At 65.8% G+C, this 23,426-nt stretch carries 22 protein-coding genes, 1 tRNA gene and 1 pseudogene; 9 read left to right on the forward strand and 15 right to left on the reverse strand.

Annotation, left to right across the window (positions count from 1 at the left end; all coding sequences use genetic code 11):
- Positions 1–202: 202 nt before the first annotated feature.
- Genes P7D22_RS08705 through P7D22_RS08715 form a run of 3 tightly spaced genes read right to left on the reverse strand, consistent with a single transcriptional unit; the run spans position 203 to position 1,448 of the window.
- A complete protein-coding gene (locus tag P7D22_RS08705; RefSeq protein WP_319933831.1) occupies positions 203–733 on the reverse strand; it encodes a hypothetical protein in 531 nt (176 codons plus the stop codon).
- The gene (locus tag P7D22_RS08710; RefSeq protein ID WP_319933832.1) at positions 721–999 is read right to left on the reverse strand and encodes a hypothetical protein; all 279 of its coding nucleotides are present in this window, start codon (positions 997–999) and stop codon (positions 721–723) included. Before P7D22_RS08710 ends, P7D22_RS08705 begins: the two co-directional genes overlap by 13 nt.
- A 26-nt stretch (positions 1,000–1,025) precedes the next feature.
- On the reverse strand, positions 1,026–1,448 hold the full coding sequence (locus P7D22_RS08715; protein ID WP_319933833.1) for a hypothetical protein: 423 nt from the start codon (positions 1,446–1,448) through the stop codon (positions 1,026–1,028).
- A 126-nt stretch (positions 1,449–1,574) separates the two neighbouring features.
- On the opposite strand from P7D22_RS08715, the gene P7D22_RS08720 reads away from it, so the two are divergent.
- Positions 1,575–1,808, forward strand: coding sequence for a helix-turn-helix domain-containing protein (locus tag P7D22_RS08720; protein ID WP_319933834.1), 234 nt, complete (start codon positions 1,575–1,577; stop codon positions 1,806–1,808).
- 18 nt (positions 1,809–1,826) lie between these two features.
- On the opposite strand, the gene P7D22_RS08725 is transcribed toward P7D22_RS08720, so the two are convergent.
- Positions 1,827–2,405 (reverse strand): hypothetical protein, encoded by a 579-nt coding sequence (locus tag P7D22_RS08725; RefSeq protein WP_319933835.1) that lies wholly within the window; start codon positions 2,403–2,405, stop codon positions 1,827–1,829.
- Positions 2,406–3,351: 946 nt separating this feature from the next.
- On the opposite strand from P7D22_RS08725, the gene P7D22_RS08730 reads away from it, so the two are divergent.
- Entirely contained in the window at positions 3,352–3,678 is a 327-nt protein-coding gene (locus tag P7D22_RS08730) for a hypothetical protein (RefSeq protein ID WP_319933836.1), read from the forward strand.
- A complete protein-coding gene (locus P7D22_RS08735; RefSeq protein ID WP_319933837.1) occupies positions 3,675–4,784 on the forward strand; it encodes an ImmA/IrrE family metallo-endopeptidase in 1,110 nt (369 codons plus the stop codon). Before P7D22_RS08730 ends, P7D22_RS08735 begins: the two co-directional genes overlap by 4 nt.
- Here P7D22_RS08735 and P7D22_RS08740 read toward each other — a convergent pair.
- Together P7D22_RS08740 and P7D22_RS08745 are read right to left on the reverse strand one after the other, a co-directional pair.
- Entirely contained in the window at positions 4,781–5,689 is a 909-nt protein-coding gene (locus tag P7D22_RS08740) for an alpha-glutamyl/putrescinyl thymine pyrophosphorylase clade 3 protein (RefSeq protein ID WP_319933838.1), read from the reverse strand. The two genes, P7D22_RS08735 and P7D22_RS08740, sit on opposite strands and share 4 nt — an antisense overlap.
- Entirely contained in the window at positions 5,689–6,708 is a 1,020-nt protein-coding gene (locus P7D22_RS08745; protein ID WP_319933839.1) for a thymidylate synthase, read from the reverse strand. Before P7D22_RS08745 ends, P7D22_RS08740 begins: the two co-directional genes overlap by 1 nt.
- 353 nt (positions 6,709–7,061) lie before the next feature.
- Between P7D22_RS08745 and P7D22_RS08750 the strand changes: the two are divergent.
- Positions 7,062–7,765 (forward strand): annotated as a pseudogene (locus P7D22_RS08750) (AbiV family abortive infection protein).
- 539 nt (positions 7,766–8,304) lie between these two features.
- Here the strand turns inward: P7D22_RS08750 and P7D22_RS08755 are convergent.
- The gene (locus tag P7D22_RS08755) at positions 8,305–8,580 is read right to left on the reverse strand and encodes a hypothetical protein (RefSeq protein ID WP_319933840.1); all 276 of its coding nucleotides are present in this window, start codon (positions 8,578–8,580) and stop codon (positions 8,305–8,307) included.
- A 25-nt stretch (positions 8,581–8,605) separates the two neighbouring features.
- Here P7D22_RS08755 and P7D22_RS08760 point away from each other — a divergent pair, with 25 nt between their 5' ends.
- Positions 8,606–10,282 (forward strand): recombinase family protein, encoded by a 1,677-nt coding sequence (locus P7D22_RS08760; protein WP_319933841.1) that lies wholly within the window; start codon positions 8,606–8,608, stop codon positions 10,280–10,282.
- Here the strand turns inward: P7D22_RS08760 and P7D22_RS08765 are convergent.
- From P7D22_RS08765 to P7D22_RS08790, 6 genes are all read right to left on the reverse strand, one after another.
- Positions 10,253–10,329: transfer RNA gene (locus P7D22_RS08765), tRNA-Arg, on the reverse strand. The two genes, P7D22_RS08760 and P7D22_RS08765, sit on opposite strands and share 30 nt — an antisense overlap.
- Before the next feature lie 69 nt (positions 10,330–10,398).
- Positions 10,399–11,391: an ABC transporter permease gene (locus tag P7D22_RS08770; protein ID WP_319933842.1), complete on the reverse strand. Its 993-nt coding sequence runs from the start codon at positions 11,389–11,391 to the stop codon at positions 10,399–10,401.
- Positions 11,392–11,415: 24 nt separating this feature from the next.
- A complete protein-coding gene (locus P7D22_RS08775) occupies positions 11,416–12,942 on the reverse strand; it encodes a sugar ABC transporter ATP-binding protein (protein WP_319933843.1) in 1,527 nt (508 codons plus the stop codon).
- Between the two features lie 67 nt (positions 12,943–13,009).
- A complete protein-coding gene (locus P7D22_RS08780; protein WP_319933857.1) occupies positions 13,010–13,948 on the reverse strand; it encodes an ABC transporter substrate-binding protein in 939 nt (312 codons plus the stop codon).
- A gap of 153 nt (positions 13,949–14,101) precedes the next feature.
- Entirely contained in the window at positions 14,102–15,385 is a 1,284-nt protein-coding gene (locus P7D22_RS08785; RefSeq protein ID WP_442916065.1) for an NAD(P)/FAD-dependent oxidoreductase, read from the reverse strand.
- Between the two features lie 248 nt (positions 15,386–15,633).
- On the reverse strand, positions 15,634–16,011 hold the full coding sequence (locus P7D22_RS08790; protein ID WP_319933845.1) for a response regulator transcription factor: 378 nt from the start codon (positions 16,009–16,011) through the stop codon (positions 15,634–15,636).
- A gap of 103 nt (positions 16,012–16,114) precedes the next feature.
- Between P7D22_RS08790 and P7D22_RS08795 the strand changes: the two genes are divergently transcribed.
- Entirely contained in the window at positions 16,115–17,926 is a 1,812-nt protein-coding gene (locus tag P7D22_RS08795) for an AI-2E family transporter (protein ID WP_319933846.1), read from the forward strand.
- 10 nt (positions 17,927–17,936) lie between these two features.
- Here the strand turns inward: P7D22_RS08795 and P7D22_RS08800 are convergent, their stop codons facing one another.
- Positions 17,937–18,371 carry a cupin domain-containing protein gene (locus tag P7D22_RS08800; RefSeq protein WP_319933847.1) on the reverse strand — a complete coding sequence of 145 codons (435 nt, stop codon included), beginning with the start codon at positions 18,369–18,371 and terminating at the stop codon, positions 17,937–17,939.
- 79 nt (positions 18,372–18,450) lie between these two features.
- Positions 18,451–20,166 carry an ABC transporter ATP-binding protein gene (locus P7D22_RS08805; protein WP_319933848.1) on the reverse strand — a complete coding sequence of 572 codons (1,716 nt, stop codon included), beginning with the start codon at positions 20,164–20,166 and terminating at the stop codon, positions 18,451–18,453.
- Positions 20,167–20,650: 484 nt separating this feature from the next.
- On the opposite strand from P7D22_RS08805, the gene P7D22_RS08810 reads away from it, so the two are divergent.
- The 3 genes from P7D22_RS08810 to P7D22_RS08820 form a co-directional block, all read left to right on the forward strand.
- On the forward strand, positions 20,651–21,463 hold the full coding sequence (locus tag P7D22_RS08810; protein ID WP_319933858.1) for an ABC transporter ATP-binding protein: 813 nt from the start codon (positions 20,651–20,653) through the stop codon (positions 21,461–21,463).
- The gene (locus P7D22_RS08815; RefSeq protein WP_319933849.1) at positions 21,463–22,386 is read left to right on the forward strand and encodes an ABC transporter substrate-binding protein; all 924 of its coding nucleotides are present in this window, start codon (positions 21,463–21,465) and stop codon (positions 22,384–22,386) included. Before P7D22_RS08810 ends, P7D22_RS08815 begins: the two co-directional genes overlap by 1 nt.
- Positions 22,383–23,426, forward strand: a 1,044-nt coding sequence (locus P7D22_RS08820) for an iron chelate uptake ABC transporter family permease subunit (RefSeq protein WP_319933850.1), incomplete at its 3' end; no start/stop codon positions are given. The genes P7D22_RS08815 and P7D22_RS08820, both read left to right, overlap by 4 nt.

Consider the following 23,426-nt stretch of genomic DNA (forward strand, 5'->3'; position numbering starts at 1 on the left):
ATCATGTCCGTGGCGGGAATGCGTGTGGCCCCACGATTTTTCGTGGCCACATTCCGGATGAACATGGGCCCGAAGGGCTGCCGATTGGCGGCAGCCGTAGTCCATCGCCGTGGACCACGGTTGACGTCCTCGCGAGCGGAGCGGGTCGTCACGATCCCGGCGTAGCGAGCCTCGCCGATCAGGCGATGTCCGACGTTTCGGTTCATTGGTTTGAAGCCCGCATCACGCGCTCCAGGGTACCCCATTCGGTGCCCTTGCGACCGCCCGCGCATTCGGGCGATCCATGGCGGACGTAGCTGGTCCGGTCCCATGTGAACCGCAGTTCGCATCCCATCATCGCCGACACGTCAATCCGGGCGAACTGCGAACCGGTTTGACGCGAGATGCGGATCGGGCCGGGACCACCGAGGATGGATCGCCAGCGTCCATCCAGGTCCCGGACCAGCAGGTAGTCGTAAGTTCCCCACTGGCCGAGGCAGATCGGCTGTGTGAGAACGATGTGAACTCCCTTCACGCGGTCCGAAAGCGCCACCGGCGTCGCGGATACCGACACGGGTTCATTGCAGGAGCTGCGCACTTCGGCGATTTCCTTCGCCATGGACGACAGAGCGGCATCCACATCGCGGCCAGCAGCCGATGCCGGCACGGACACGACGGCCGCCGTGAGGATGGCGACGCCTAGCACCTTCGTCACGGGCAGTCCGAGCGTCAGCAAGGGCATCAGCGCACCCACAGCCACGTCCTGAACTGCCTCGACAGGGCGGCCGTACCCAGGCCAACCACGAAGAGGGTGACCATACCCATCTCGGGACTTCGGGTCTGCACGCCGACCAGGATCGCCGCGATCACACCGCATGGCAAGGCAGCCGCAAACAGGGCAAGCCCCAGAAGATTGACGCTCCCCGTCCAGGTCGCGCCGCAACCCTTGCACGTGATGAAGGCGGGATCGACGCCCGACCCGCAGAAAGGGCAGGTTCCGTCGTGTCTGCGTGTTGCCATGGTTTGTTCCCTGTGGGGCAAGAGGGTCAATCCGGCTTGCAGCGGCGGAAGGTGCCGCTCGGCGTGCCATTCATCAGGACGGTCAGCCCGCCGTAATGCAGTCGCGCCATCACGGTGGTCGGCGTGCGCGCGGACCCGTCCGAACAGGAGCCGTGCCACGTCACGACGTCGCCTCGCCGCGCAACGTCAGTGAAGGTGCAGCGCTCCTCATCGGCGGTGAGCGCCATGGGCTCGATGGAAATCATGCCCTCCGCTGGGGTGCAGGCGGCCGGATCGGGCGCCCAGGTGCCGACGATGGTCTGGGCGGCGGGAGCCGTGACGCTGACGGCGAGGAGGATCGCGGTTATGCCGGCGCATGCCGCCAGCGAGGCCAGCGACGTGCGGGAAAGGGTCGGCTTCGGTTCGGCATTCAGTGATGGCAGGGCGGCTTCGGTCGAGGAGGGAGGCATGGCACATCCGTCGCGGTTGGCTTGGCGGGTCGGCTTGCACGGGATCATGACGGCAAGGATCCAAATATCACTTAACGTGGATAGAGTAAGTCGACCGGACGTCGTCCATCGTCATCGATGGTGGCCTTGGACGAACACGCCCGCGAGGAACGGGCCCGGGCGGCGCGTATGCTGTTCGCCGCGAACCTGCGGCGGCTTCGGCGGGATCGCGGCCTGACCCAGGAAGGCCTAAGCCTGGAGAGCGGGCTCCGGCAGAGCTACCTGTCGGAAATCGAGGCCGGCAAGCGGAACGTCAGCATCGACAACATCGGGGTTCTTGCGCATGCCCTGGGCGTGACCATTGGGCGCCTGTTCGACTGAACCCCGGTGCCACACGCGTCACGCATATGCCGTCCAGGCTTTGGGCCTGCCATCCCACACGAAGGCGGTGCGCACGTCGTCGATGCGGATGGAGCGGCTCGCGCCGTTGACGCGACGCCTCAGGGTCGAGCCGGTGAAGGCGTCCAAAGCCGGCATGGCCTTGCCGGTCGCCCATGGCTCACGCCCGGTGCTGGCATCGCTCTGGGCAATCTTTCGTACTTCGACCATGCAGCGGCCCACGATGGCGGTGACCTGGTAGAAGTCGATGTTGGTCTGCTCGTAGCCCCACGATGCGACCAAGACGTGGCCGACCTCGAGACCATGCGGCTTGTTGATGGCAGCACGACGCTCGGCCGTGTCGGCCGCCCTGCGTCGGCAGCGCTGGAAGAAGTCGATCACGGCCTTCTCGCGCGCGTTCTCTGTCGCAAATACGTGATGCCAGATGGGTTTGGCGGCGCGACCACGAAACACCATGGCTGCGGGTCGGCCCATCGAGGCCGTATACACGAAGGCCACCGCATCCGATCCCTTGTCACTGATCCTCGTGGCGCCGCGCGGGATGAAGGTCTCTCGGGTGGTGGTGAAACGATGTGCCATGATGCTGTTCCCCGGATCGCCGGCAGGGCGACAGGCCCCGTCCTGTCCCTTGCCACGTGGCGAACAGCGGAGCGGGAGGGGGCAAGGTGCCGGTCGGGCGGGGGATCGCCCGCCAGGAGGCGTCAGCCGAAGGGCCGCATCAGCGGGTCTGCACGTGGGGCGGCGCAGCCGAACGGCGGAAGACCGGGGAGGGACCCGAGCGGGGCCTTGCTGGGAGGGAGGGCCGCGCGCCACCCTCCCGCATCAACGAGAAATCGTGCTGGTAAGCACGCGGGTAGGCATCACCATTCACTGAGTGCCAATGCGTAAGTCTGACCCAAAGCAGTCCTTCGCAAGGTCCGCTTCCGGGCATTCTGTTCAGCGGCACAACCTATTGAAGATGGCGCGATAGAGACACTGCTGTCTTGGTTGCCCATCGATCTGACCAGGGGCGCTCATCGCAACACTTCTAATGGGCGAGAGTCGATCAGATTCTGCCTCTAGGCGGCGAATTCAATCGCGTTAGCCCATCTCGAAGGCCGGTGATGTCTAATTTGAGCACTCCGGTGATCGAGAAGGTCGACGAGTGCTATCACCTGTTTCAAGGCGGCTTCTGGTCGAACGCAGAAGCCAAGAGATGGATGCCGCGGGCCGGGTCCACGTTCGACATTGTGTGCCACGCTACCAGTGCGGAACTCTGGCGCCGCGCGGCATGGCTCGCGGAGTGCGAAGAGACTTTCCCGCCCCTGTCCTGAGCAGACCTGGATGGTCACAAGGCGCCATAGCTTGGTTTTCGGCGTTGGCGGGATGCGGAGTTGACTGGGAGCGATCGGACCACCTTGTTCCATCGACGAGAACCGGGCATGGTTCTTCCTTAAACGCTAGGTCGAGTGCCCTTTCGATCCGCGCCGCCGCCGGATCCCGATGATCGCCTCGGACCAGCCCATCTGCCTCGCAGCAACCTGACGTGGTCGTCTCGTTCGAAACCACTGCCCTGCGCGCATTGTGCGCCAGTTTGGAATCCGCCGAGCGCGAACTCGGGGCGGCCGAGGCGCGCGTGCTCCTCACGACCCTCTCAGACATCGAGGCTTTGGATACCGCGAATGAGTTCCTGGAACTGGCGGCAGACGATGCTAGAGTCTTATCGTGCAACGCCATCGAGGTGACCATGGGACGCGAACATCGTGCGATCCTCGTACCGGTCGGCGTGCGGTATCGAAAACAATCCGACGGGAGCCCCGATTGGTCAACCGTCAGATATCTCAAACTGACGGCATTGGCGCCGCACCCATGATGCACGAGCCTGCCTTCGACCGAGACTGGTTTTCGAAGCCCGCCGATTCGCTGCTGGCCATGATGCAGCGAAGGCGGCTGACCCCCTCCGATGTCGCGCGTGAGTTGCCGGGCGGCCTCGCCACACTTCGCGGCCTACTGATAGGCGACGTCGCGATCGACGAAGCAGTCGCCGGGGGGCTCGCGGCTACCGTGGGCGGCACGACGACGTTCTGGTTGCGCCGACAAGGGTTGTACGAGGCCTGCCTCGGGCGCGTGGTCGACGCGGTGCTAGCATCCGATAGCAATGCGTGGCTGGCGACGGTTCCAGTGCCAGCATCGGCCGGACCTACCACCCGGGGGCGAACGGCCGACGACCGCCGCCGTGCCGCCGTCGAGCGGCGCCTCGTGTTCTTTGACGTCAACGGCGCGGAGGCATGGTCCCGCCGTTACGGCACCTTGCGCTGCGAAACGCGATTTCGGGAATCAGCGGCCTTCGAGGTGCATCCGGGCGCCACGGCTATGTGGCTGCGGCAAGGTGAGCTTGAGGCGGCGCTAGTCTCGACGGACGTCTGGGATCCCAATGGCCTGAGCGCGTCGATTGGCGAGATCGTCAAACTCAGCCGGATCGGCCAGCCCGTGCGCTTCCTCCCGCGCCTGAGGGTGATGCTGGCTCGGTTTGGCGTTGCGCTCGTGGTCGTGAGGGCGCCCGAGGGCTGCCGGGCGAGCGGCGCGGCGCGGATGTTGTCCCCGACCAAGGCGATGGTCCTGGCAAGCTTCAGGCACCGCTCGGACGACCATTTCTGGTTCACGCTGCTCCACGAGATCGGCCATCTGCTCCTCCACGGGGGGCGCACGTTCATCGACGAGGAGGGCGCGAGCGACGACGAGCCCGAAAATGAGGCGAATGCGTTCGCCGCCGACCACATCATCCCGCAGGACCTGCAACAGGAACTCGCGAGCCTCCATCCAGACTACGCTTCGGTCATCCGGTTCAGCCTCAAGCTGCGGATAGCCCCGGGGCTCACGGTGGGCCAGATGCAGCACAGGGGTCTGATCCAGCGCAACTGGCTCAACAAGCTCCGACGGACCTGGACCTGGGATGAGATCGACCCGGCCCTGGATTAGCCCTTGAAGTGCACGAACCTCGTCGGGCTCTTCTGCCAGTTGCAGAGCGCGTCCTCCATCACCGCCATCCCAACGCCGATGTCTCCGTCCAGCGCGTCGAGGTCCGCCTGCAGCCGCTCGATCGACGAAGGGCCGTCTCGTCGGCCGTCGAGGAGGAGGCGGGCGCCGTTCGCTGGGCCGGTGGCTCCTTTTAGGTAGGCGGAGCCCGCCGCGATCGGGGCGATGCCGTACCGGCCGATCAAGGACAGGTAATCGAATTTCGCGAGCCTGCCGAAGGTCGGGAGGCGGAGGTCGAAATAGAAGGCATCGAAGATGGTGTGGGGATCATTGCCCGTGCGCCTGACTGCGTCGGCGTAGAAGCGGGCGTGGCCGCCCGGTCCGATCCAGCGAACATAGGCGGCTACGACCGCGGCCATCGGCCGGTTCGAGTCGGGTCTGAGGCTCTCGTACTTTCTGTGGTTCCCGAACTTACCGCCGACCGACATCCAGTTCTCGGCGAGCCACGCCTCGAACGCCCCGGGATCCGCGCTCACCGTGACCCAATCCCAACGGCCCTTGCCAAGGCGGCCGTACACGTCTTGCAAGCGTCGCCAGCCACTGTCGGGAGGCCGCGCGAAATATGTCATGAGAAAGATGAGCCATCCCGCCTCGTCCGCGTCACCTTGACCGACGTGGTATGCGACCGCCCGTTCGGCGTTGAAGCTCGGGTCGTTCGGGTCGGCCCGCTCCGCCGACACGGACTTTGCCTGCACCTGCCTGTAATAGCTCTCGCGCCGCAGGCTCGCCACGAACTGCCATGCCAGGACGTCGAGGGCGCGGGGGTCGGCCAGCCCCGGGAGTGGGCCCGCATGCGTTCGGAGGGCATGGGTCAGACGCTTGTGTTCAGGGACCCAGCTTGGCCACATCAGAGCACGCCCCCCCTGATGAATTGCGTCTGGCGCGGCGCGGGTTGGCGCCTCGGCTTGTCGCGACGGCTGTCGACAAAAATCCGAAAGGCCGGCGCGATGTCCGCCCTAAGCGCATCGAGCTTGGCCTCGTCTCCGGACGCCCAGAAGGCCTGCAGGAGCCGGAGAAAATCGGCCCAGTAGGGGGAAAGTGCCATTTCGGCTGCCGAGCAGAGCTCTCCAGCACGGATCCTGCCCTCCGCCTCGAGCAGGGTCTCGGCGAGCCCGAACGGATCGCCAGGGGGCATCGGCGGCATTTCGACGATCTTCTGGTGGCCTTCCGTGACATAGCCGCGGATCTCGTCGAGGTCTGGTTCGTAGATGTGCATGCTGCCCGCGTAGTGGAGGTACTCACCCGGTTCTGCGCCCAAGCGCCTCGCCATCATCTCCTGGATCATCGTGAAGCAGAACACGTCGTGCGGGAGCCCCTTGTAGGCGTCGTTGGACCGCATGTTGACGGACAGGTGCAGCAACCCTTCGCGCAGGTGGAACTGCAGGCTGACGGTGCAGGGCACCTCGCGGTAGACGAAGCCCTCGCCCCGTGCGGCAGCGTAGTCGAGGGCGATATCCTCCGCATTGAAAAGCTGTATGACGGCACGCTTCGAGGTCGGTTTCCAGTCAAGGAGCTTCGTGACGTGGTCCAGCTGGTCGATGCCAGATCGCATGGAGAAGATGCGAGGGCCATAGGCGCCCGGGATCCTGCCGTCGATCGCCTCCTTCACATAGTCCGGGATGTAGGGCCGGATGAACTCTAGATCGCCCGAGCCGGAGAGATACCAAAGAAACTCAGCGAGCGCGCTGAAAGGCTTGCCCCGGTTCTCAGAGCGGCTGAGGCGCGCCCGAGGCCTTCGAAGCCGGATCGCGGTCCCCAGGACTTCATACGTAGAACCGCGAGAGCCGGTGTTCGGACGGCCTGATCCCAACAAAGATTGATACAATTCGATCAGGATATCATCTAAACTATCACCGCAGATTTCCATTGAACGTCACCGCGCGCATCCGGATCAAACGTGCCGCCGCTCCGGAATTGATCAACGACAGGAAGGGAACTCGATATCGGCTGGCTTGACGTTTTGTGCAAGCGTGCGTTGAGCAAGACGCCACCAATAACGGCCGTCAGCACCACGGCGATCCGGGGCGCTGTCTCTCATACTGCGAGGAAGGCGGAATCCTCATCTCAGCGGCTGCGATGGCGGTCATGAGACTCGCAGCCGGTTGGCTGACGTCGCCAAAGGCTGCAGGGTCTAAAGGTCGACGCGTCGGTGTGCTAGGTTTCTGAGATAATCGCTGCCTCATGCGACAAACTTCAATGAAAAAGCTGGCAAAAAGATCGATGAAGGACCTTAATCTTATAAGAATTTGCCAGGGTATTGTTGCCGTCAAAGACAATGCGCTTGAACTGTTGGACGACGCAAAAATTCTTCGCGCCAACAACAAGCTGGCCCGGGCTTATGCTGCGGCCTACATGGCTTGTGAGGAAAATGGCAAGCTTTCCATTCTGCTTGGCGCCGCCACGCAACCATTATTGGGCGCCCTGTTGATTGGAAATCGACGGCCAAGCGGTTTAGATCTCATGATTCCAAGGCCAGCCAGTTTATGGGCTTAGCGAATGCCGTTCCGATAATAGAGAGCGCTGTTGAAGAAGGCCAAGATTCTATCAGTCTCGACAAAGTTCTTTTCAAAGCATTCGTCGGCGTAAGCGTGGGTCCCATGATTTTTCAGAAACGTAACGCATCACTTTACTGCGATTTCGTTGATGGGGTCTTCATGCGGCCGTCCGACGTTATCACAAGCGAAATGGTAAATCGGATGATCGATATAGCGGAGATCAACGTTCGTACTGCATCTGTGCTAGCGTGCGACACGGCTGAGGAAACTGCAGAGAAGCTGAAAGAGCGGATATCAGCTCAACGGCACGACTCGATTATGAATTCGATGCGCAACTTCGTGGACGGCTTTTATGCCAACCTCCCTCCTGAGGAAGAGATGGAGGCACTGGTGAAAGAAGTTTACGCCCGCAAGGCTTCGAAGAAATAGCCGCTCGAGAGCGGTATCGCTTATAGAGGACAGCCACGACGTAGCCCTTTCCTGTCCCATTCGGCGCCAACAATCGGGCAGTGAAGCGAACGTTCTGGACATCAGCAATGGGTCGACCCGGCTACTCGACTGCCAACCCTAGAGGACTGCCGAGAAGCAGGCGTTCCAAGCGGCGACTAGGGGTCGTTATCGGTTGGGCGGCCTCTTGCGGCTGAACGTCCGCTACTAGGCGCCGAGCCAACTGCTGCTTTTGGCGCATTTTGCTCGGTCAGCCTTTTCAGCGCGTCGAGGGTGCGGAGGCGCGCTTGAAGACTGTTGAGGTTGGGCCTCACACTCCCACGAGCTCACGTTCGACCTGTGGATGGAGCAAGCAACGACTTGACGGCGCAATCGTCGGGATCCGACAGTTTTGCCTGCTGCAACGAATCGGCTCGATCCGGAACGGGGCAGCCGCCTGGGGAAGGTGAGGTATCTGGCCACGTCGGCCGGCGTTCAGCCCCAACAGCGTAGATCGCCGGCTGACGTGGGCTGGGTCGTGTTCAATCTCGCAGTCTCCCTCCGGTGCCCTGCCGGCCTCGCGAAAGCTTGGTCGACGCGGCGCCAAACCCCGCGCGGTAGCCGGCGCACCAGGACGGGTTCGGACGGTCAGGTTGCTCGACAAGCCCATCGGCAGTGTCGAAGCTGTGGTCGTCGCCCTTCCTGAGGAGCTCGGCATCTCGGATCACGAGATCGATCTCCTGCTTCACTGGTGCGGCGATCTCCTCGCCACACCCAATCCCGAGCATGGGTGAGTTCGCGGCTGTGATCTCACCCATGCTGATCGGTGCGAAAGGGTAGGATGTGGCGTCGAAACAGAATGGACATGCCGCGCCGGCGCGGCGCTTGCGCGCGATCGGGTACTGCCGAGTCAGTACGGGCAGGCAGGCTGCCCACGAACTCTCCCTCGACGAACAGGACCGCAAGATCCGGGCTGGCGCGGAGCTGAAGGACGGCGACATCATCGAAATGTTTGTCGAGCAGGGTGCTTCTGGTCGGACCGACAAGCGTCCCGTGTTCCAGCGGATGATCGCCTTCGCACTCGATCGCGCCAATGCGGTCGATGTTGTCATCGTCTATAACTTCAGCCGCTATTTCAGGAACGTCGCCTCTTACCTTCAGTACCGCACGCTGTTGAAAAATGCCGGTGTTCGGCTGATCTCGGCTACGCAGGATGTGCCGGAGGGTGCCACGGGAGAACTGATCGAGACGATCTTCGCCGCCTTCGACGGCCATGCCTCTGACGTGAATGCGGCGACTGTGCGCGACATGATGATCGCGAACGCGGAGGCCGGGTACTGGAACGGGGCGCGTCAGCCCTACGGGTACGAGACCCGCACCGTCGTGGTGCTCCGCAAAAAGGAGAAGAAGAAGCTCTTTATTGTCGAGGAGGAAGCCGCTGTTGTGCGCCTCGTCTACAAGTTGTGCTTGGAAGGCCACGCGACGTCGGGCCCATTGGGCATCAAGGCGATCTGCACCTTCCTCAACACGCGCGGGTTCAAGATGCGTGGAAAGCCGTACTACACGGCCGCCATCGAGAACATCCTCAAGTCGGAAACCTATAAGGGCACAGCTTACTTCAACTGCCGCGACAGCCGCACCAAGCTGCCGCGACCACCGGAAGAATGGGTCAAGGTTCCGGTGCCGCCGATCGTGACGCCCGAGATGTTCGCCACTGTGCAGCGGCGATTGGAAAGCCGGAGGCCTACCCGGACGGCGCCGCGAGCCGTCAATGGCCCGACGCTGCTGACCGGCTTGGCCAAGTGTGACTGCTGCACGAGCCCGGACGGTGAGCGGGCCGGGATGATGCTGCGCACCGGCAAGAGTGGCCAGTACCGCTACCTTGTCTGCGCGAACCGGGCCACGAAGTCCGTCTACGCCTGCACGGCCCCGCAACTTCGCATGGAGGAGATCGACGAACTGGTGTTGGGGGAGGTGGAGCGGCGAGTTCTGGCACCAGCGCGGATGAAAACTGTGCTGGCCAAGCTGCTCGAGCGGCGAGACTCGGATCGGCAGGCGACCGAGACCGAATTGCAGCGTCAGCGCGATGCGTTGAAGAAGGCCGAGAATGGGTTGCGCAACATGCTTGCTGCCATCGCAAATGCGCCCGATCTGATTCGCATCGACGACCCGCTCACTCGGGAGCAGATCTCCTTGCTGAACCGTCAGCGTGCCGAGCTATCCGCAACCATTCCGGCGTTGCAGGACCGTCTACGCACCGGTCCGGTTCCAATCTCCGACGAGCGGATCGCGACCTTCTCGGCGCAAGTGCGTCAGCGGCTTCGCCATGCCGACCCGTCGTTTCGTCGACAGTGGCTACGTTTGTTCGTCGACGAGGTGGTCGTCGGTCGACGTGAGATCACGATCAGCGGCCAAAACGACGCTCTTCTGAAGGGCGTCACCGGAAAGCCGGATTTTTTTGGGCCTGTGGTGCCCAGTTTAGACCGGGAATGGCGCACCCGACACGATTCGAACGTGTGACCTCTGCCTTCGGAGGGCAGCGCTCTATCCAGCTGAGCTACGGGTGCCTAGGGACAAGGTAGCGGATCTGCTGGCTGACCGCAATGGTGCGGGGCCGCAAGTTTTGCCGTTCCTGCTCAGCGGCGCTTGCGACGCAGTTGATCAGAGTAGACGATCACGATGATCAGCGCGCCGGTGATGATGCGCTGCCAGAACGGGTTGATACTGAGCAGGTTGGCGCCGTTGTTGATGGTGGTCAGGATGAAGGAGCCGAGCAGGGGGCCCTGCACCGATCCGACGGCGCCGAACAGGCTGGTGCCGCCGATCACCGAGGAAGCGATGGCCTGCAGTTCCCAGCCTTCGCCCTGGGTTGCGTTGCCGATGCCGATGCGGGCGGCCAGCAATACGCCCACAAAGGCTGCGAGCCCGGCCGAGATCATATAGGCGAGGTAGATCATCGCTTTAACGTTGACGCCCGTCAGCCGCGCCGCTTCGGCGTTGGAGCCGATGGCGTAAAGGTAGCGCCCCCAGCGTGTGTGCTGCAGCAGAACGTAGGCCGGCACCGCCACCCCGATCACCATCCAGAACAAGGACGGGATGCCCAGATAGCTGTCCAGCGAGAAATCCGTAAAACTCTTCGGCATTCCCGAGATGGTCTGCCCATTGGTGATCAGCAGCCCGATGCCGCGCAGTGCCGTCAAGGTGGCGAGCGTCATGATGAAGGGCGGCAGGCCGAGCTGCACGATGCCGAAACCGTGGAAGGCCCCGATGGCGACGCCCATCATGATCGTCAGGGCGACGGCCGTGGCAATGCCGAAGCCATGCGTCATCAGCAGGGCCGCGATGACGCTGGCAAAACCCACCACGGCGCCGACCGACAGATCGATGCCGGCCGTGATGATGACAAAGGTCTGGCCGACGGCGATGATGGCCACCATCGAGCCCTGGCGCATCAGGTTGGCGAAGTTGCGCTCGGTCAAGAAGGTCTGGGTCGACAATGACAGGCCGATCCACAGCAGCAGCAGCAGCCCCAGCAAGGTCAGGCTGAGGACGAGGCCCATGCGGGAGCCGCGCGGGGCGGTGGTGGGGGGCGCCGCGGTGGCGAGCGGGTCGTTGGTCTGGACGGTCATGGCGGCACTCGGACGGGTGGCGGGTCAGACCCCGATGGCTTCGGTAAGGATGGATTCCTGCCCGGCCTTATGGCCGATGTGGCTGGCCACGAGGCGACCGCGACGGAACACGTGCAGGGTGTCGCAAAGGTCGTAGACCTCCGGCAGGTAGGACGAGATCAGGATGATGCCTGCGCCGTTCTTCAGCAGCCTGGCGAAGATCTTGTAGATCTCGACCTTGGTGCCGACGTCGACCCCGACGGTCGGCTCGTCAAAGATGAACAGCTTGGCGCCGTGGTTCAGCCATTTGCCGACCACCACCTTTTGTTGGTTGCCACCCGACAGCGACGAGGCCGGCGCGTCCCGCGAGGCGGCCTTGACCTGCATGTCGCGGATCTGCCGATCGGCGGCCGTCTTCTCGGCGCGGCCGTCGAGCACCGGCCCGCGCGTCAGCCGGTCGAAGATCGAAAGATTGACGTTCAGCCCGACGCCGAGGTTGAGGCAGAGCCCCTGGTCGCGCCGGCTTTCCGGCACCAGGGCGATGCCGCGACGAATGGCGTCGGCCTCGTTGCGAATTGCAACGGGTTGGCCGTTCCAGAACACCTGTCCGCCCGTCTTGGCGAAGCGGCCGAAGACGGTTTGCACGAACTCGCTGCGACCGGCGCCGATGAGCCCGTAGAGCCCGATCACTTCGCCGGCCCGCACCGACATCGACACGTCGTCGAAGCCCGGACCCGATAGGGCCTCGGTGCGCAGGATCTCGGCGCCAAACGGGACCTGCTCCTTATAATGGACCTGATCGACCGAGCGGTTGATCATGCCGCGGATCAGGGCCGCCTCGTTGGTTTCGGCCACGATGCCGGTCGATACGAGCGCGCCGTCGCGCAGGATCGACACACGGTCGGCCAGCTCGAACACCTCTTCGAGGCGGTGGCTGATATAGACGATCGTCACGCCCCCCTGCTTGAGGCGTCGGATCAGCGCGAACAATTGCGCCGCTTCCTGACGGGTCAGGTAGCCGGTCGGCTCGTCGAAGATCAAAAACCGGGTGCCGCGCGTGGCCGCGCGGGCCGTGGCGACGAGCTGCTGCTGGCCGATCGTCAGGCTCGACAGCGTGGCGCGGGCCGGCAGCGCGAAGCCGATGTCGTCCAGGATCTTCTGCGCTGCCGCCACCATGTCGCGGTGGCGCAACAGGCCGAAGCGCGTCTTCTCGTCACCGAGAAACAAATTGGCGGCGACGCTGAGGTGTGGGCAGAGCACAACCTCCTGGTGCACGGCGTTGATGCCGAGACCGATCGCCTCGTGGGGCGATGCCAGCGCCACCGACCGGCCTTCCCACAGAATCTCGCCGGAACTGCGCTGATGTACACCCGTCAAAGTCTTGATAAGCGTCGATTTGCCGGCGCCGTTTTCGCCCACGATGGCGTGGATCTCACCCGGCTGGAAGTCGATGTCGACGCCCTTCAGCGCATGGGTGGCGCCAAAGCGCTTATCGAGCTTCTGCAAGGACAGAATCGGCACCGTGGAGCCGGGCGGCGCGGCAGTGGCCCCTGGGAGTGTATCGATCAACATCGGGCCTCCTTGATCCAAGGGGGGGCGGGCGAGGCGCCGTCGCGCAGCCGGCCCGCGCCCCGATGCGTCAGTCGAGCTTCGGGTTCAGCAGCTCCTGGCTACGGACGCCTGTCATGTTGGCCTTGGTGATGGCGCTGACGCCCGTGTCGACCGTTACCGGAACCTTCTCGCCCTTCGAGGCCGCGAGCGCGGTCTTGACGCCGTCGTAGCCCATGCGGAACGGGTCCTGCACGATCAAGGCGTAGATGGTGCCGTCCTGCAGGAAGCCGACGAGCTTCGGGTCGCTGTCGAAAGCGACGAGCGTCATCTTATCGCCCAGCTTGTTCTCGGCCACCGCCTGACCGGCGCCCTGGCCCATGATGAGATTGTTGGCGAAGACCCCGACGAGGGTCGGGTCGGCGGTGATCAGGTCGGTCATGATGTTGAGGCCCGTGGTGGCCTGCCCGTCCGCGACCTTGTCCTGCGTCAGCTTCAGCCCGGGATACTTCTTCAGTTCTTCCTTAAAACCCTGCACCCGCTGGTCGAGCGAACCAACCCCGGGGAGCGAGTTGATCAAAGCCACATTGCCTTCCGCCTTGCCGGTCTTGGCCTTGACGCCTTCGGCCAGCGCGTCGGCCGCGACGCGGCCGCCCTGCACGTTGTCGGTGGTCAGGAAGGAGGTGAAGGCCTTCGAGTCTGCGCCCGAATCGATGCCGATGATCTTGACCGACTTGGCGGCCTCGTCGATCGGCTTGCCCAGGGCGGCGAACTGGGTGGGCGAGATCACAATGGCGGCCGGCTTGTCGGCGACCGCGTTCTCGAGGATGGAGATCTGCCCGTTGATGTCGGATTCCGACTGGGCGCCGAGTTCCGGAACCTTGACGCCGAGGTCCTTGCCGGCCTTGCGGGCGCCGGCCAGAACGATCTGCCAATAGTTCGAGGTGGTGTCCTTGACTATGACCGGGACGGTCGCATCGGCCGCCATGGCCGGGCCGTTCGAGGCCATGACGCCACCCAAGGCGGCCATTACGGGCAGAATCGTAGCGAGCAGGCTGGTCTTCATCGTGTCTCTCCCTCGGCGGCGCTCTTTGGCACCATTGGAAGGGAGATTAGCCGGCGCGCGCGCTCCCGCAAGGGAAAAACGCAAGGATGGCAAGCGGAATCGGGGACAACGCCGGCCTCAGAGGCTCGTGGGGTGGGGCGAGGCCGGGGCGGTGTCTGGCAGGTCGCCGATCAGCAGGCCCGCGCTTCGGGCGTGCGTCGCATAGGCGAAGAACCATTCGAGGCTGACGATGGCGCGGCTGCGAAACGAGATCAGGAACAGGATATGGGCAAAGGCCCACATCAGCCAGGCCGGCCGACCGGTGAGCTTGATCGGGCCGATTTCCGCAATGGCCTTGTCACGCCCGATCGTCGCCAACGTGCCGTAATCCGTGTAGCGGAACGGCGCCTCGGCAACCGTCCCGAGAATACGACCCGCGACGTAATGGCCCTGCTGCTTGGCCACCGGCGCCAGGGCCGGCAAGGGCGCACCCTTGCCGTCGTGCGCCAGGGCAACATCGCCGATCACAAACACGTCGGGATGTCCCGGAAGGGTGAGGTCGGCCCCGACCGCCACCCGGCCGCCATGGCCTGGCTTGACGCCGAGCCATTGCGCCACCGGTGTCGCGGTGGTGCCGGCGGTCCAGATCACGGTTTCGCTGTCGATGCTCTCGTGACCGATCGTGACGCGTCCGGGCGCGATCGCGGTGACGCTCGTGCCGGTGCGGACTTCGACCCCGAGCGCCGCCAGGTCGCGCGCCGCCTGGGCCGACAGCGCGGGATCGAAGGCCGACAGGATGCGCGGTCCCGCCTCCACCAGGATCACGCGCGCCTGATGGGACGCCATTCCATAGACGTGGTCGAGACGGTCGCTGACGAAATCCCCGATAGCGCCGGCCATTTCGACGCCGGTCGGGCCGCCGCCGATCAACACGAAGGTGAGGTGGCGTCGTCGGGTGGCGGCGTCGGGCGCCCGGGCTGCCCTCTCCAACGCCGCGATGCCGCGGTCACGCAGGCGGATCGCGTCTTCCAGGGATTTCAGGCTCGGTGCCGCTTCGGCCCATTCGGGATGGCCGAAGTAGCTCGGCTGCGAACCGCTTGCGATCACCAGGCGGTCGTAGGGCACGTGCCGCCCGTCATGGCAGTGGACCTGGCGCTGCGCCGTATCGACCCCCGTCACCTCGGCCATCAACACCGTCACGTCCTCGGCCGCTGGCAGGATTTCGCGCACCGGCGCTGCGATATCGGCCGGTGACAAGGCTGCGGTCGCGACCTGGTAGAGCAGCGGCTGAAACAGGTGGTGGTTCCGGGCGTCGATGACCGTCAACGCGATACCGGGCGCGTTCGCGAGGCTTTCGGCCACCGGCAGACCGCCGAAGCCCGCCCCCACCACGACGACCCGCAGCCGCCCCGGGCCTTGCAGGGCCGGGGCGCGCTCGAGACGGGCTCGCCTGGTGGCTTGGGCCAGAAGCAGGGCGGCACCGCCGGCCAGCAACGCCACAACGGCAGGCCGGGTCTTAGATTGGGGCACGTGGAACTCCGGGCGAGAGGGACCGCAGGGCACTATGCGACGGGCATATGGGGCTTCGCCATCGCCCGCCCAGCCAAACCAGGGGCGGTGGCGCCCGATCAACAGGGCCCTGACCGACGGGCGATGACCGTCCTGCGGATTTAGTGCTCCATTTCCTCGCGCCGCAGCAGGGCCTCGTCGATTTGGGTCAGCAGCAGGTCGAAATCGACCGGCTTGGCGTGATGCTCGTCGCAGCCCGCCGCCAGCGCCTTGGCGCGATCGCCGCTCATCGCATGGGCCGTCAGGGCGATGATCGGCATGCCGTTCGATTGTTCGCGCAGCGTGCGGGCGACCGTCCAGCCATCTACCAGCGGCAGATTCATGTCGAGCAGCATCAGGTCGGGCTGCTCGGTTTCGGCCCGCGCCAAGGCGGCGGCCCCATCGGCGGCGATCACCACCTCGAAGCCGCGTCGGCGCAGGCGCCGCGACAAGAATTCAGACAATTCGTCGTGGTCTTCGACGAGAAGAAGCTTGGTCACGATCGGCCCCGATGCAAAGGTCTCAGCAGTCGTCGCGGCAAGAACCCGGGGGGCGGGCCCGCACGGGCCTGGCCCCGGATGGCCGAGAATAAGGGATATGGACTTGGATTCGGTTTCCGACAACGCCGCCATGCCGGAGCCTCGGCGAAGCGTGCTGCCGGTTCTGGTCGGCGGCGCCATTCTGGTAACGGGCCTGTATTACGGCCGCGAGCTGGTGGTGCCCTTGATGCTGGCGGCGTTGCTGGCCTTCGTGCTGGCGCCGGCCTGCCGCTTCCTGCAACGGCTCTACCTCCCCCGCGTGGTGGCGGTGCTCGTGGTGGTGGTGCTCACCTTCGGCATCATCGGAGGGCTTGGCACGGTCGTGGGTCGGCAAGCCGCCGTGCTGGCCGGCAACCTGCCGTCCTACGAGGCCACTATTCTCGGCAAGTGGCGCGCCCTCGGTGAGCGTTATGGCTTCGTGCAGCGCATGGTGCAGGGCACCGCCGCCGATCCCAAGCAGGTCGAGGATCACGCGCGGCACGGGTCCAGTTTGCCGTTCGGACTCGGCGAGCTGTCGGGCCTCGCGGTGGCCCGCACGGTGGCGCAGCCGTTGCTGGGGCCGTTGGAGAGCCTCGGCGTCGTGCTGGTCTTCACGATCTTCGTGCTGTTATCGAGCGAGGACCTGCGCGACCGGCTGGTGCGCCTCGTCGGGCGGCATGACCTTCACCGCACCATCATGGCCATGAACGACGCCGCCAAACGGTTGTCGCGGTATTTCGTGTTCCAGCTCGGCATGAACACCGGGTTCGGCGCCCTTATCGCGGCGGCGCTCTGGTGTATCGGCCTGCCGAACCCGCTCCTGTGGGGCATTCTGGCGGCCTTGATGCGCTTCGTGCCTTATCTCGGCGTCTTCATCGCGCTGGCGCCGCCGCTGCTGCTGGCGGTTGCGGTCGAGCCGGGCTGGTCGCTGGCCCTGATGGTGCTGGGGCTGTTCCTCCTGTCGGAGGTAGTGATGGGGCAGGTGATCGAACCCTTCATCTATGGCCATTCGACGGGGCTGTCGCCCTTGGCCGTGATCGTCGCCACGGCGTTCTGGACGCTGCTGTGGGGCCCCATCGGATTGTTGATCGCGACGCCGATCACCGTTTGCCTGGTGGTCATCGGCCGTCACGTGCGGGCGCTCGAGTTCCTCAACGTGCTGCTCGGCGATGCGCCGCCGCTCGAGCCGTCGGAAACCTTCTACCAGCGTGCGCTCGAAGGGCAGGCGGCGGGGCTTGCACCCCAGGCGCGGCGGCGCATCGAGGACACGTCGCTCACCGATTATTTCGACGAGGTGGCGCTGCCGGGCTTGGCGCTGGCGCAGGGCGACCTGTCCCGCGATGCGCTCGCCTTCGAGCGGCTGGAAGACATCCACACCCAGATCGAGGGTTTGCTGGAACGCTTGACGCCGAACCAGACCACCGGGGCGGGCCAGGAGCTTGCCGCCGCCTGGCGGGAGCCCGGCACCATTCTTTGCGTGCCGGGGCGGGGACAGCTCGACGACCTCGCGGCCGCCATGGCGGTGCAGGCCTTGCAAGGTGCGGGGTTTGGCGCCGAGGTCGCGGCCAACGGGGTGCTGGGTGGCGCCGGCGCCGCCAACCTCCGCCACGCCCGGCTGTGCTGCTTGTCGGTGCTGCAGGCCGGCAACAGCGTGTCGGCGATCCGCTACTTCATCCGTCGCATGCAGAAGGCCATGCCGGACGCCACCGTGGTGGTCGGCCTGTGGCACAGCGACCGCGACAGCGCCGTCTTGGCGGCGCTGCGGCAGGACGGCGGCAGCGAGCATATCGTGTTGTCGATCGGCGAGCTGCTGGCTTTCGCCCGCGTCCTGTCGCAACGTTCGCGCCGCGAAGCCGCACCGCAGGAAGCCGAAGCGCCGACGTCGCAACTCGCCTGAACGCCATGGCTCAGCGGTAGTGGCCGGGTTGGTTGACCGTGGGCGTCGCGTCGAGCCCGGTGACGATCATGCTGCAGGGCTCGGCCCCGACCGTGCCGGAGCGATGCCCCTTCTTGTCCCGCGTGCCCTGGTCCTCGCCCATCATCACCTCGCCCGGGCCCATCTCGACCCGGGTGCCGTCCATGGTCTCGACGAACCAGCGCCCGGTCAGGATGGTGATCCATTGCGGCTTCGGGTTCTCGTGCCAGTCGCCGACCCAGCCGACCGGCAGCACCGTGAAGGTGACGCCGGCCTGGCTCGGCGCCATCTTGTCGTTCCATTGCGGCGTCACGCCCGGGCTGACGCCCTTCAGCTCGAAATCACGGATATCGAAGCGCGCCTGCCGGCTGGTGCCGTCCTGGTCGACATACACGTGCCAATAAGGGATGCGCGGCGTTTCGGTCATGGCAAGCACTCCATCGGTGCGGCATGGCAGAGCCGCATGGCCGAAACCCGCGAAGCAGCGCCGGGGTTGCGGGCGCGGCCTATTCGGCCGCGGCGCTGCCGCTCCTGCGCCCGGGCTCGCTGACGCCGCCATTCTCCACCACGATCGTGCGGTCGGCGTCCTCGATGGTGGCGAGCCGGTGTGCGATCACCAGCGTGGTGCGTCCGGCCGCGAGTTCGTTCAAGGATTGCTGGATGTCGCGCTCGGTCGCGGTGTCGAGCGCCGAGGTCGCCTCGTCGAGGATCAACAGCGCCGGGTCCTTCAGGAACACCCGGGCGATGGCGAGGCGCTGCTTCTGGCCGCCCGACAGCCTGACGCCGCGCTCGCCCACCACGGTCTCGAGGCCGTCCGGCAGGTCGGCCAGCATGCCGTCGAGCCGGGCGCGTCGCACGGCGGTCAGGATATCGGCGTCGCTCGCCCCAAGTCGCCCATAGGCGACGTTCTCGCGGATGGTGCCGCCGAACAAGAACACATCCTGCTGCACGATGCCGATCTGGCTGCGCAAGGAGGCGAGCGTCATGTCGCGGATGTCGATGCCATCCACTGTGATGCGGCCGCTCGAAAGGTCGTAGAAGCGCGGCAGCAGCGACAACAGCGTGGTCTTGCCGGCGCCCGACGGCCCGACGAACGCGACCGTTTCGCCGGCACGGATCGACAGGTCGACGGTGCGCAGCACGGGGGCGCCGCGCCCATAGCCGAAGCCGACACCCTCGAAGCGGATGTCGCCCCGCACGGGACCGATCGGCTTGGCGCCGGGCTTGTCGGCGATATCCGGCACCTCGTCGAGCAGCGCCTGATAGCGCCGGAAGCCGGCGAGCCCCTTCGGATAGGTCTCGATCACGGCGTTGATCTTGTCGATCGGCCGGAAGAACACGCCCACCAGCAACAGGAACCCCACAAAGGCGCCGTTGCTGAGCTGGCCGTGCAGCACGAACCAGGTGCCGGCCAGCATCACGGTGAGTTGCGTCACCCGCATGCTGAAATAAGACAGCGACGTGCTGGCCGCCATCACCCGATAGGCTTCGAGTTTGGTGCTGCGGTATTTGGCGTTGTCGATCGCGAAAAGCGCCCGTTCGTGCTCCTCATTGGCAAAGGCCTGCACCACGCGAATGCCGCCGACGTTCTCTTCGATGCGCACGTTGAAGGCGCCGACGCGCCCATAGAGCGCCTGCCAGTTCGCCGTCATGCGGCCGCCATAACGGCTCGTCAGCCAGGCCGTGAACGGCACCACGGCGGCCGTGATCAGCGCCAGCCGCCAATTGACGTCGAGCATCAGCACGAAGGCGCCCAGGAAGGTCATCACGGCGATCAGCAGGTCTTCTGGCCCGTGATGCGCCACCTCGCCGATCTCCTCGAGGTCCTTGGTGATGCGGGCCACGAGCAGGCCGGTCTTCTGGCTGTCGAAAAAGCGAAACGACAGTTTTTGCAGATGCTCGAAGGCTTTCCGCCGCATCTCGGTCTCGATGTTGATGCCGAGCATGTGGCCCCAATAGGTCACGATGGCCATCAGTCCCGTGTTCAGGGCGTAGATCCCCAGCAGCACCACCGTGGCCAGCAGGATCAACGGCCAGTTCTGCCCGGGCAGCAGCCGATCGACGAAGCTCGACACCGCCAGCGGGAAGCCGAGCTCCAGCAGGCCCGACACCACCGCGCAGGAGAAATCCACCAGGAACAGCGTCCTGTGGGGGCGGTAGTAGGTCAGGAAGCGGCGGGCGAGCTGCAGCGAGGTCATGGCGTCCGGTGTGGGAAGCGGCATCCGGGCCAACGGCGCCGGACGAAGGCGGGAAGGGGGCCTATGCCCGTCGCGTGCAGTTCATACGAGGATTTGATCCGCTTGGAAATGATACGCGAGACCGTGCAGGGAGGCATGTCGCTGGCAGGTTCTGCAATGGCGTCCACTGTCTGACTTGGCTTCGAATAGTTCCAAAATGGAATAGTTATAAAACGTGCTGTTTTGAGTGTCTCCAATGTAGAGGCGTGAGACTGCATTGCAACGTTGCTGAACATAACGTTGACTTCATTTCCGATCTGCCTAAGTCCCTTGCTGGAATGATTGGGGCGCCTGTTGGCAGTCTCGAGTCCTGGGTATGGTGGGATCGATTGCGTATGGGTAGGGCGACGCGGCGGGGCGCAGGACGCACGCAACGGCCGATCGGATGCCGTGCCGCTACGCCCGCTGCCGTCCTGCGAGAGGCCGGGCGCGGGGTCGCCCGCATGGGCGATCGGCCATGCTGAAGCAGATGTTTCAAACCGTCGAGCCAGGATCGCGGGTCGCCGGGGCAGGGGACCTTGCGGCCGACAGCGTCGCGGTCACGCTCGATGGGCGCCTCATCCTGCAGCCCACCAGCCTTCGCTTCGGCCGCGGGGCGGTGGTCGGCATCCTCGGCCACAACGGCTCGGGCAAGACCACGCTGTTGAAATGCCTGGCCCGCCAGCTCATGCCGACGGGCGGTACCGTCCGGCTCGGAGGTCGTCCGGCGGGCGCCTGGGGGCCGCGGCCCTTTGCCCGGCAGCTCGCCTACCTGCCGCAGCAAACGCCGGCATCGACGGGCTTGACCGGGCGCGAGCTTGTGGCTTTCGGGCGCTATCCCTGGCACGGGCCGCTCGGCCGCGTCGGGCCGGTCGGGCGGCGCGCCATCGCGGACGCGTTGCGGTTGTCGGGCACCGAGGCCTTTGCCGACCGCCTGATCGACAGCCTGTCGGGCGGCGAGCGTCAGCGCGTCTGGATCGCCATGCTGATCGCCCAGGAGACCGGCTTCATCCTGCTCGACGAGCCTATCGCGGCGCTCGACCTCAAGCACCAGATCGAGGTGCTCGAGGTGCTGCGCGGCCTCGCCCGCCGCCGCAACACCGGCATCGTTCTGGTGCTGCACGACATCAACATGGCGGCCCGGTTCTGCGACCGGATCGTGGCGCTGCGCAACGGCATGGTGGTGGCCGAGGGCACGCCCGACGACGTCATGCGGGCGGATGCACTCGAGGCCATCTACGACCTTCCCATGCGGGTCTTCGACGCCGCCGTGACGGGTCATCGCATCGGGGTGCCGGCCTGATGGGGGGCGCCACATCGCTTTCGCGGCGCGTTTTGCTGGCGGCCGCCATGTCGGCGGGGCTCGGGGCGGGTCGGGCCGAAGCCGAGGCGCCGCCCCGGCGCCTGGCCAGCCTCGATTGGGGCTGGGCCTCGACGCTGATCGCCATGGGGCTCGCGCCGGTGGGGGTGACGGAAACCCGGCTTTATGCCGACTGGGTGGGCGAGCCGGCCTTGCCGCCCGGCACGGCCGAACTCGGGTTTCGCACCGCCCCGAACCTCGAAACGCTGTTGTTGCTCCGCCCCGACCTGATCCTCACCAGCGATCTCAATGCGGCCCTCCAGCCGCAGCTCGAACGCATCGCGCCCACCTTCGAGAGCCGGGTTTTCGCCGACAACCGCCGGCCGCTCCTGAATGCGCGGGCCGACGTGAGCCGGCTGGGTGTCCGGCTCGGACGCGAGGCCGCCGCCGAAACCTGGCTCGCCGAGAGCGCCCGCCGGTTCGCGGCTGCGCGATCGCGGCTCAGCGGGCTGCAGGGCCATCCCGTGGTGCCGGTGCAGTTCGTCGATGATCGCCATCTGATCTACTACGGGGCTGGGAGCCTTTACGGCGACGTCATCGTGGCGCTCGGGCTACGCTCGGCCTATCCGGGTGCCACCAGCCAGTGGGGCCACCGGTCCGACGACCTTGCCAGCCTCGCATCCCTGCCGCCAGCCGACTTGCTGCTCGTGGCGCCGGTGCCGCCGGCCAGCGAGGCTGCCCTCACGGGGCCGAGCCTGTTGGCAAGCCTGATTGCAGCGGCGGGACGGCGCGCCTACCGGCTGCCGCAATGCTGGACCTTCGGCGAGCTCGCGGCCGCGACGCGCTTTGCCGAGCAGCTGGTCGATGCACTTGCGCTGCACGACGGTGAGGCGGTTTCGCCTGTTGAACGCAGGTCCCGCACGTGACGGTACGGGTTCCCACGCGCGTCCCTGCGGCACCCGATAGGGCCGGGGCTTGGCTCCTGGCCGGCGGCCTCGGCGTTTTGGCGCTGCTGTGCGCCGCCTGGCAGCTCGGCCATGCGCTCGCGCCGGCGCGCTGGATCGCATCCGCCTTCGCACCGGGCCGCGACGCGGCCGCGCTGGTGTTTCATTTCAGCACCCTCCCACGCCTGGCCGTGGCTGCCCTGGCGGGTGGGGCGCTGGCCCTGGCCGGGGCGCTGTTCCAGCATGTGCTTGGCAATCCGCTCGCGTCGCCGGTCACGCTGGGTGTGTCGGCTGGCGCTCAGCTGGCCTTGGTTGTCGTGACGGTGGCGGCGCCGGCGACGCTCGGGGCTTGGCCGCAAACGGCGGCGCTCGGCGGCGGGCTCGGGGCCGTGGTGCTCACCTTGGCGGTGGCGGCGCCCTGGCGGTTCGCGCCGGCGGCCGTGATCCTGGCCGGGCTGGCGATCGGCTTGTTTTGCGGCAGCCTCGGCCACGCGCTGAGGCTGTTCAACCAGGAATACCTGTCGTCTGTGGTGTTGTGGAACGCCGGCGCGCTCGGCCAGCAGGATTGGTCCGTGGTGCGGACACTTCTGCCTCGCCTCGCCGGTCTGGCCGCCCTGGCGGCCCTGTTGGTGCGGCCGCTTGGGCTGATGGGCTTCGGTGAGGACGGCGCGCGCGGGCTCGGGTTGCCGGCCGCTCCCTTTCGCATGCTGACGCTGGTGGTCGGGGTCGGCCTTGCGGCCGTGGTGACGGCTTCGGTCGGCAGCATCGGCTTCGTCGAGATCGCGGCGCCATTGGTGGCGCGGCTTGCGGGAGCGCGGCGGCTCGGGGTGCGGCTCGTCGTGGCGCCCGCGGTGGGCGCCGCCATGCTGGTGATCGTCGACACCGTTGTGCAGGTCATCAACGCACGCTTTGCGACCGCGATCCCCACCGGCGCCGCCACGGCGCTGCTGGCCGCGCCGCTGTTGCTCGTGCTGGCGCCGCGGCTGCGGCCCGATCCACGCGCCGGCGCGCCGGACTGGGGC

It is taken from the genome of Lichenihabitans sp. Uapishka_5 (assembly GCF_033947565.1).
Lineage (GTDB): Bacteria > Pseudomonadota > Alphaproteobacteria > Rhizobiales > Beijerinckiaceae > Lichenihabitans.

Bases quoted from the DNA above. Each gene is read 5' to 3' on its own strand.
- P7D22_RS08770 (WP_319933842.1), bottom strand. From the start codon at position 11,391: ATGACCGTCCAGACCAACGACCCGCTCGCCACCGCGGCGCCCCCCACC.
- P7D22_RS08815 (WP_319933849.1), top strand. From the start codon at position 21,463: ATGGGGGGCGCCACATCGCTTTCGCGGCGCGTTTTGCTGGCGGCCGCC.
- P7D22_RS08745 (WP_319933839.1), bottom strand. From the start codon at position 6,708: ATGGAAATCTGCGGTGATAGTTTAGATGATATCCTGATCGAATTGTAT.
- P7D22_RS08805 (WP_319933848.1), bottom strand. From the start codon at position 20,166: ATGCCGCTTCCCACACCGGACGCCATGACCTCGCTGCAGCTCGCCCGC.
- P7D22_RS08735 (WP_319933837.1), top strand. From the start codon at position 3,675: ATGATGCACGAGCCTGCCTTCGACCGAGACTGGTTTTCGAAGCCCGCC.
- P7D22_RS08775 (WP_319933843.1), bottom strand. From the start codon at position 12,942: ATGTTGATCGATACACTCCCAGGGGCCACTGCCGCGCCGCCCGGCTCC.
- P7D22_RS08710 (WP_319933832.1), bottom strand. From the start codon at position 999: ATGGCAACACGCAGACACGACGGAACCTGCCCTTTCTGCGGGTCGGGC.
- P7D22_RS08800 (WP_319933847.1), bottom strand. From the start codon at position 18,371: ATGACCGAAACGCCGCGCATCCCTTATTGGCACGTGTATGTCGACCAG.
- P7D22_RS08810 (WP_319933858.1), top strand. From the start codon at position 20,651: ATGTTTCAAACCGTCGAGCCAGGATCGCGGGTCGCCGGGGCAGGGGAC.
- P7D22_RS08725 (WP_319933835.1), bottom strand. From the start codon at position 2,405: ATGGCACATCGTTTCACCACCACCCGAGAGACCTTCATCCCGCGCGGC.
- P7D22_RS08715 (WP_319933833.1), bottom strand. From the start codon at position 1,448: ATGCCTCCCTCCTCGACCGAAGCCGCCCTGCCATCACTGAATGCCGAA.
- P7D22_RS08740 (WP_319933838.1), bottom strand. From the start codon at position 5,689: ATGTGGCCAAGCTGGGTCCCTGAACACAAGCGTCTGACCCATGCCCTC.
- P7D22_RS08755 (WP_319933840.1), bottom strand. From the start codon at position 8,580: ATGGGTGAGATCACAGCCGCGAACTCACCCATGCTCGGGATTGGGTGT.
- P7D22_RS08780 (WP_319933857.1), bottom strand. From the start codon at position 13,948: ATGGCCGCCTTGGGTGGCGTCATGGCCTCGAACGGCCCGGCCATGGCG.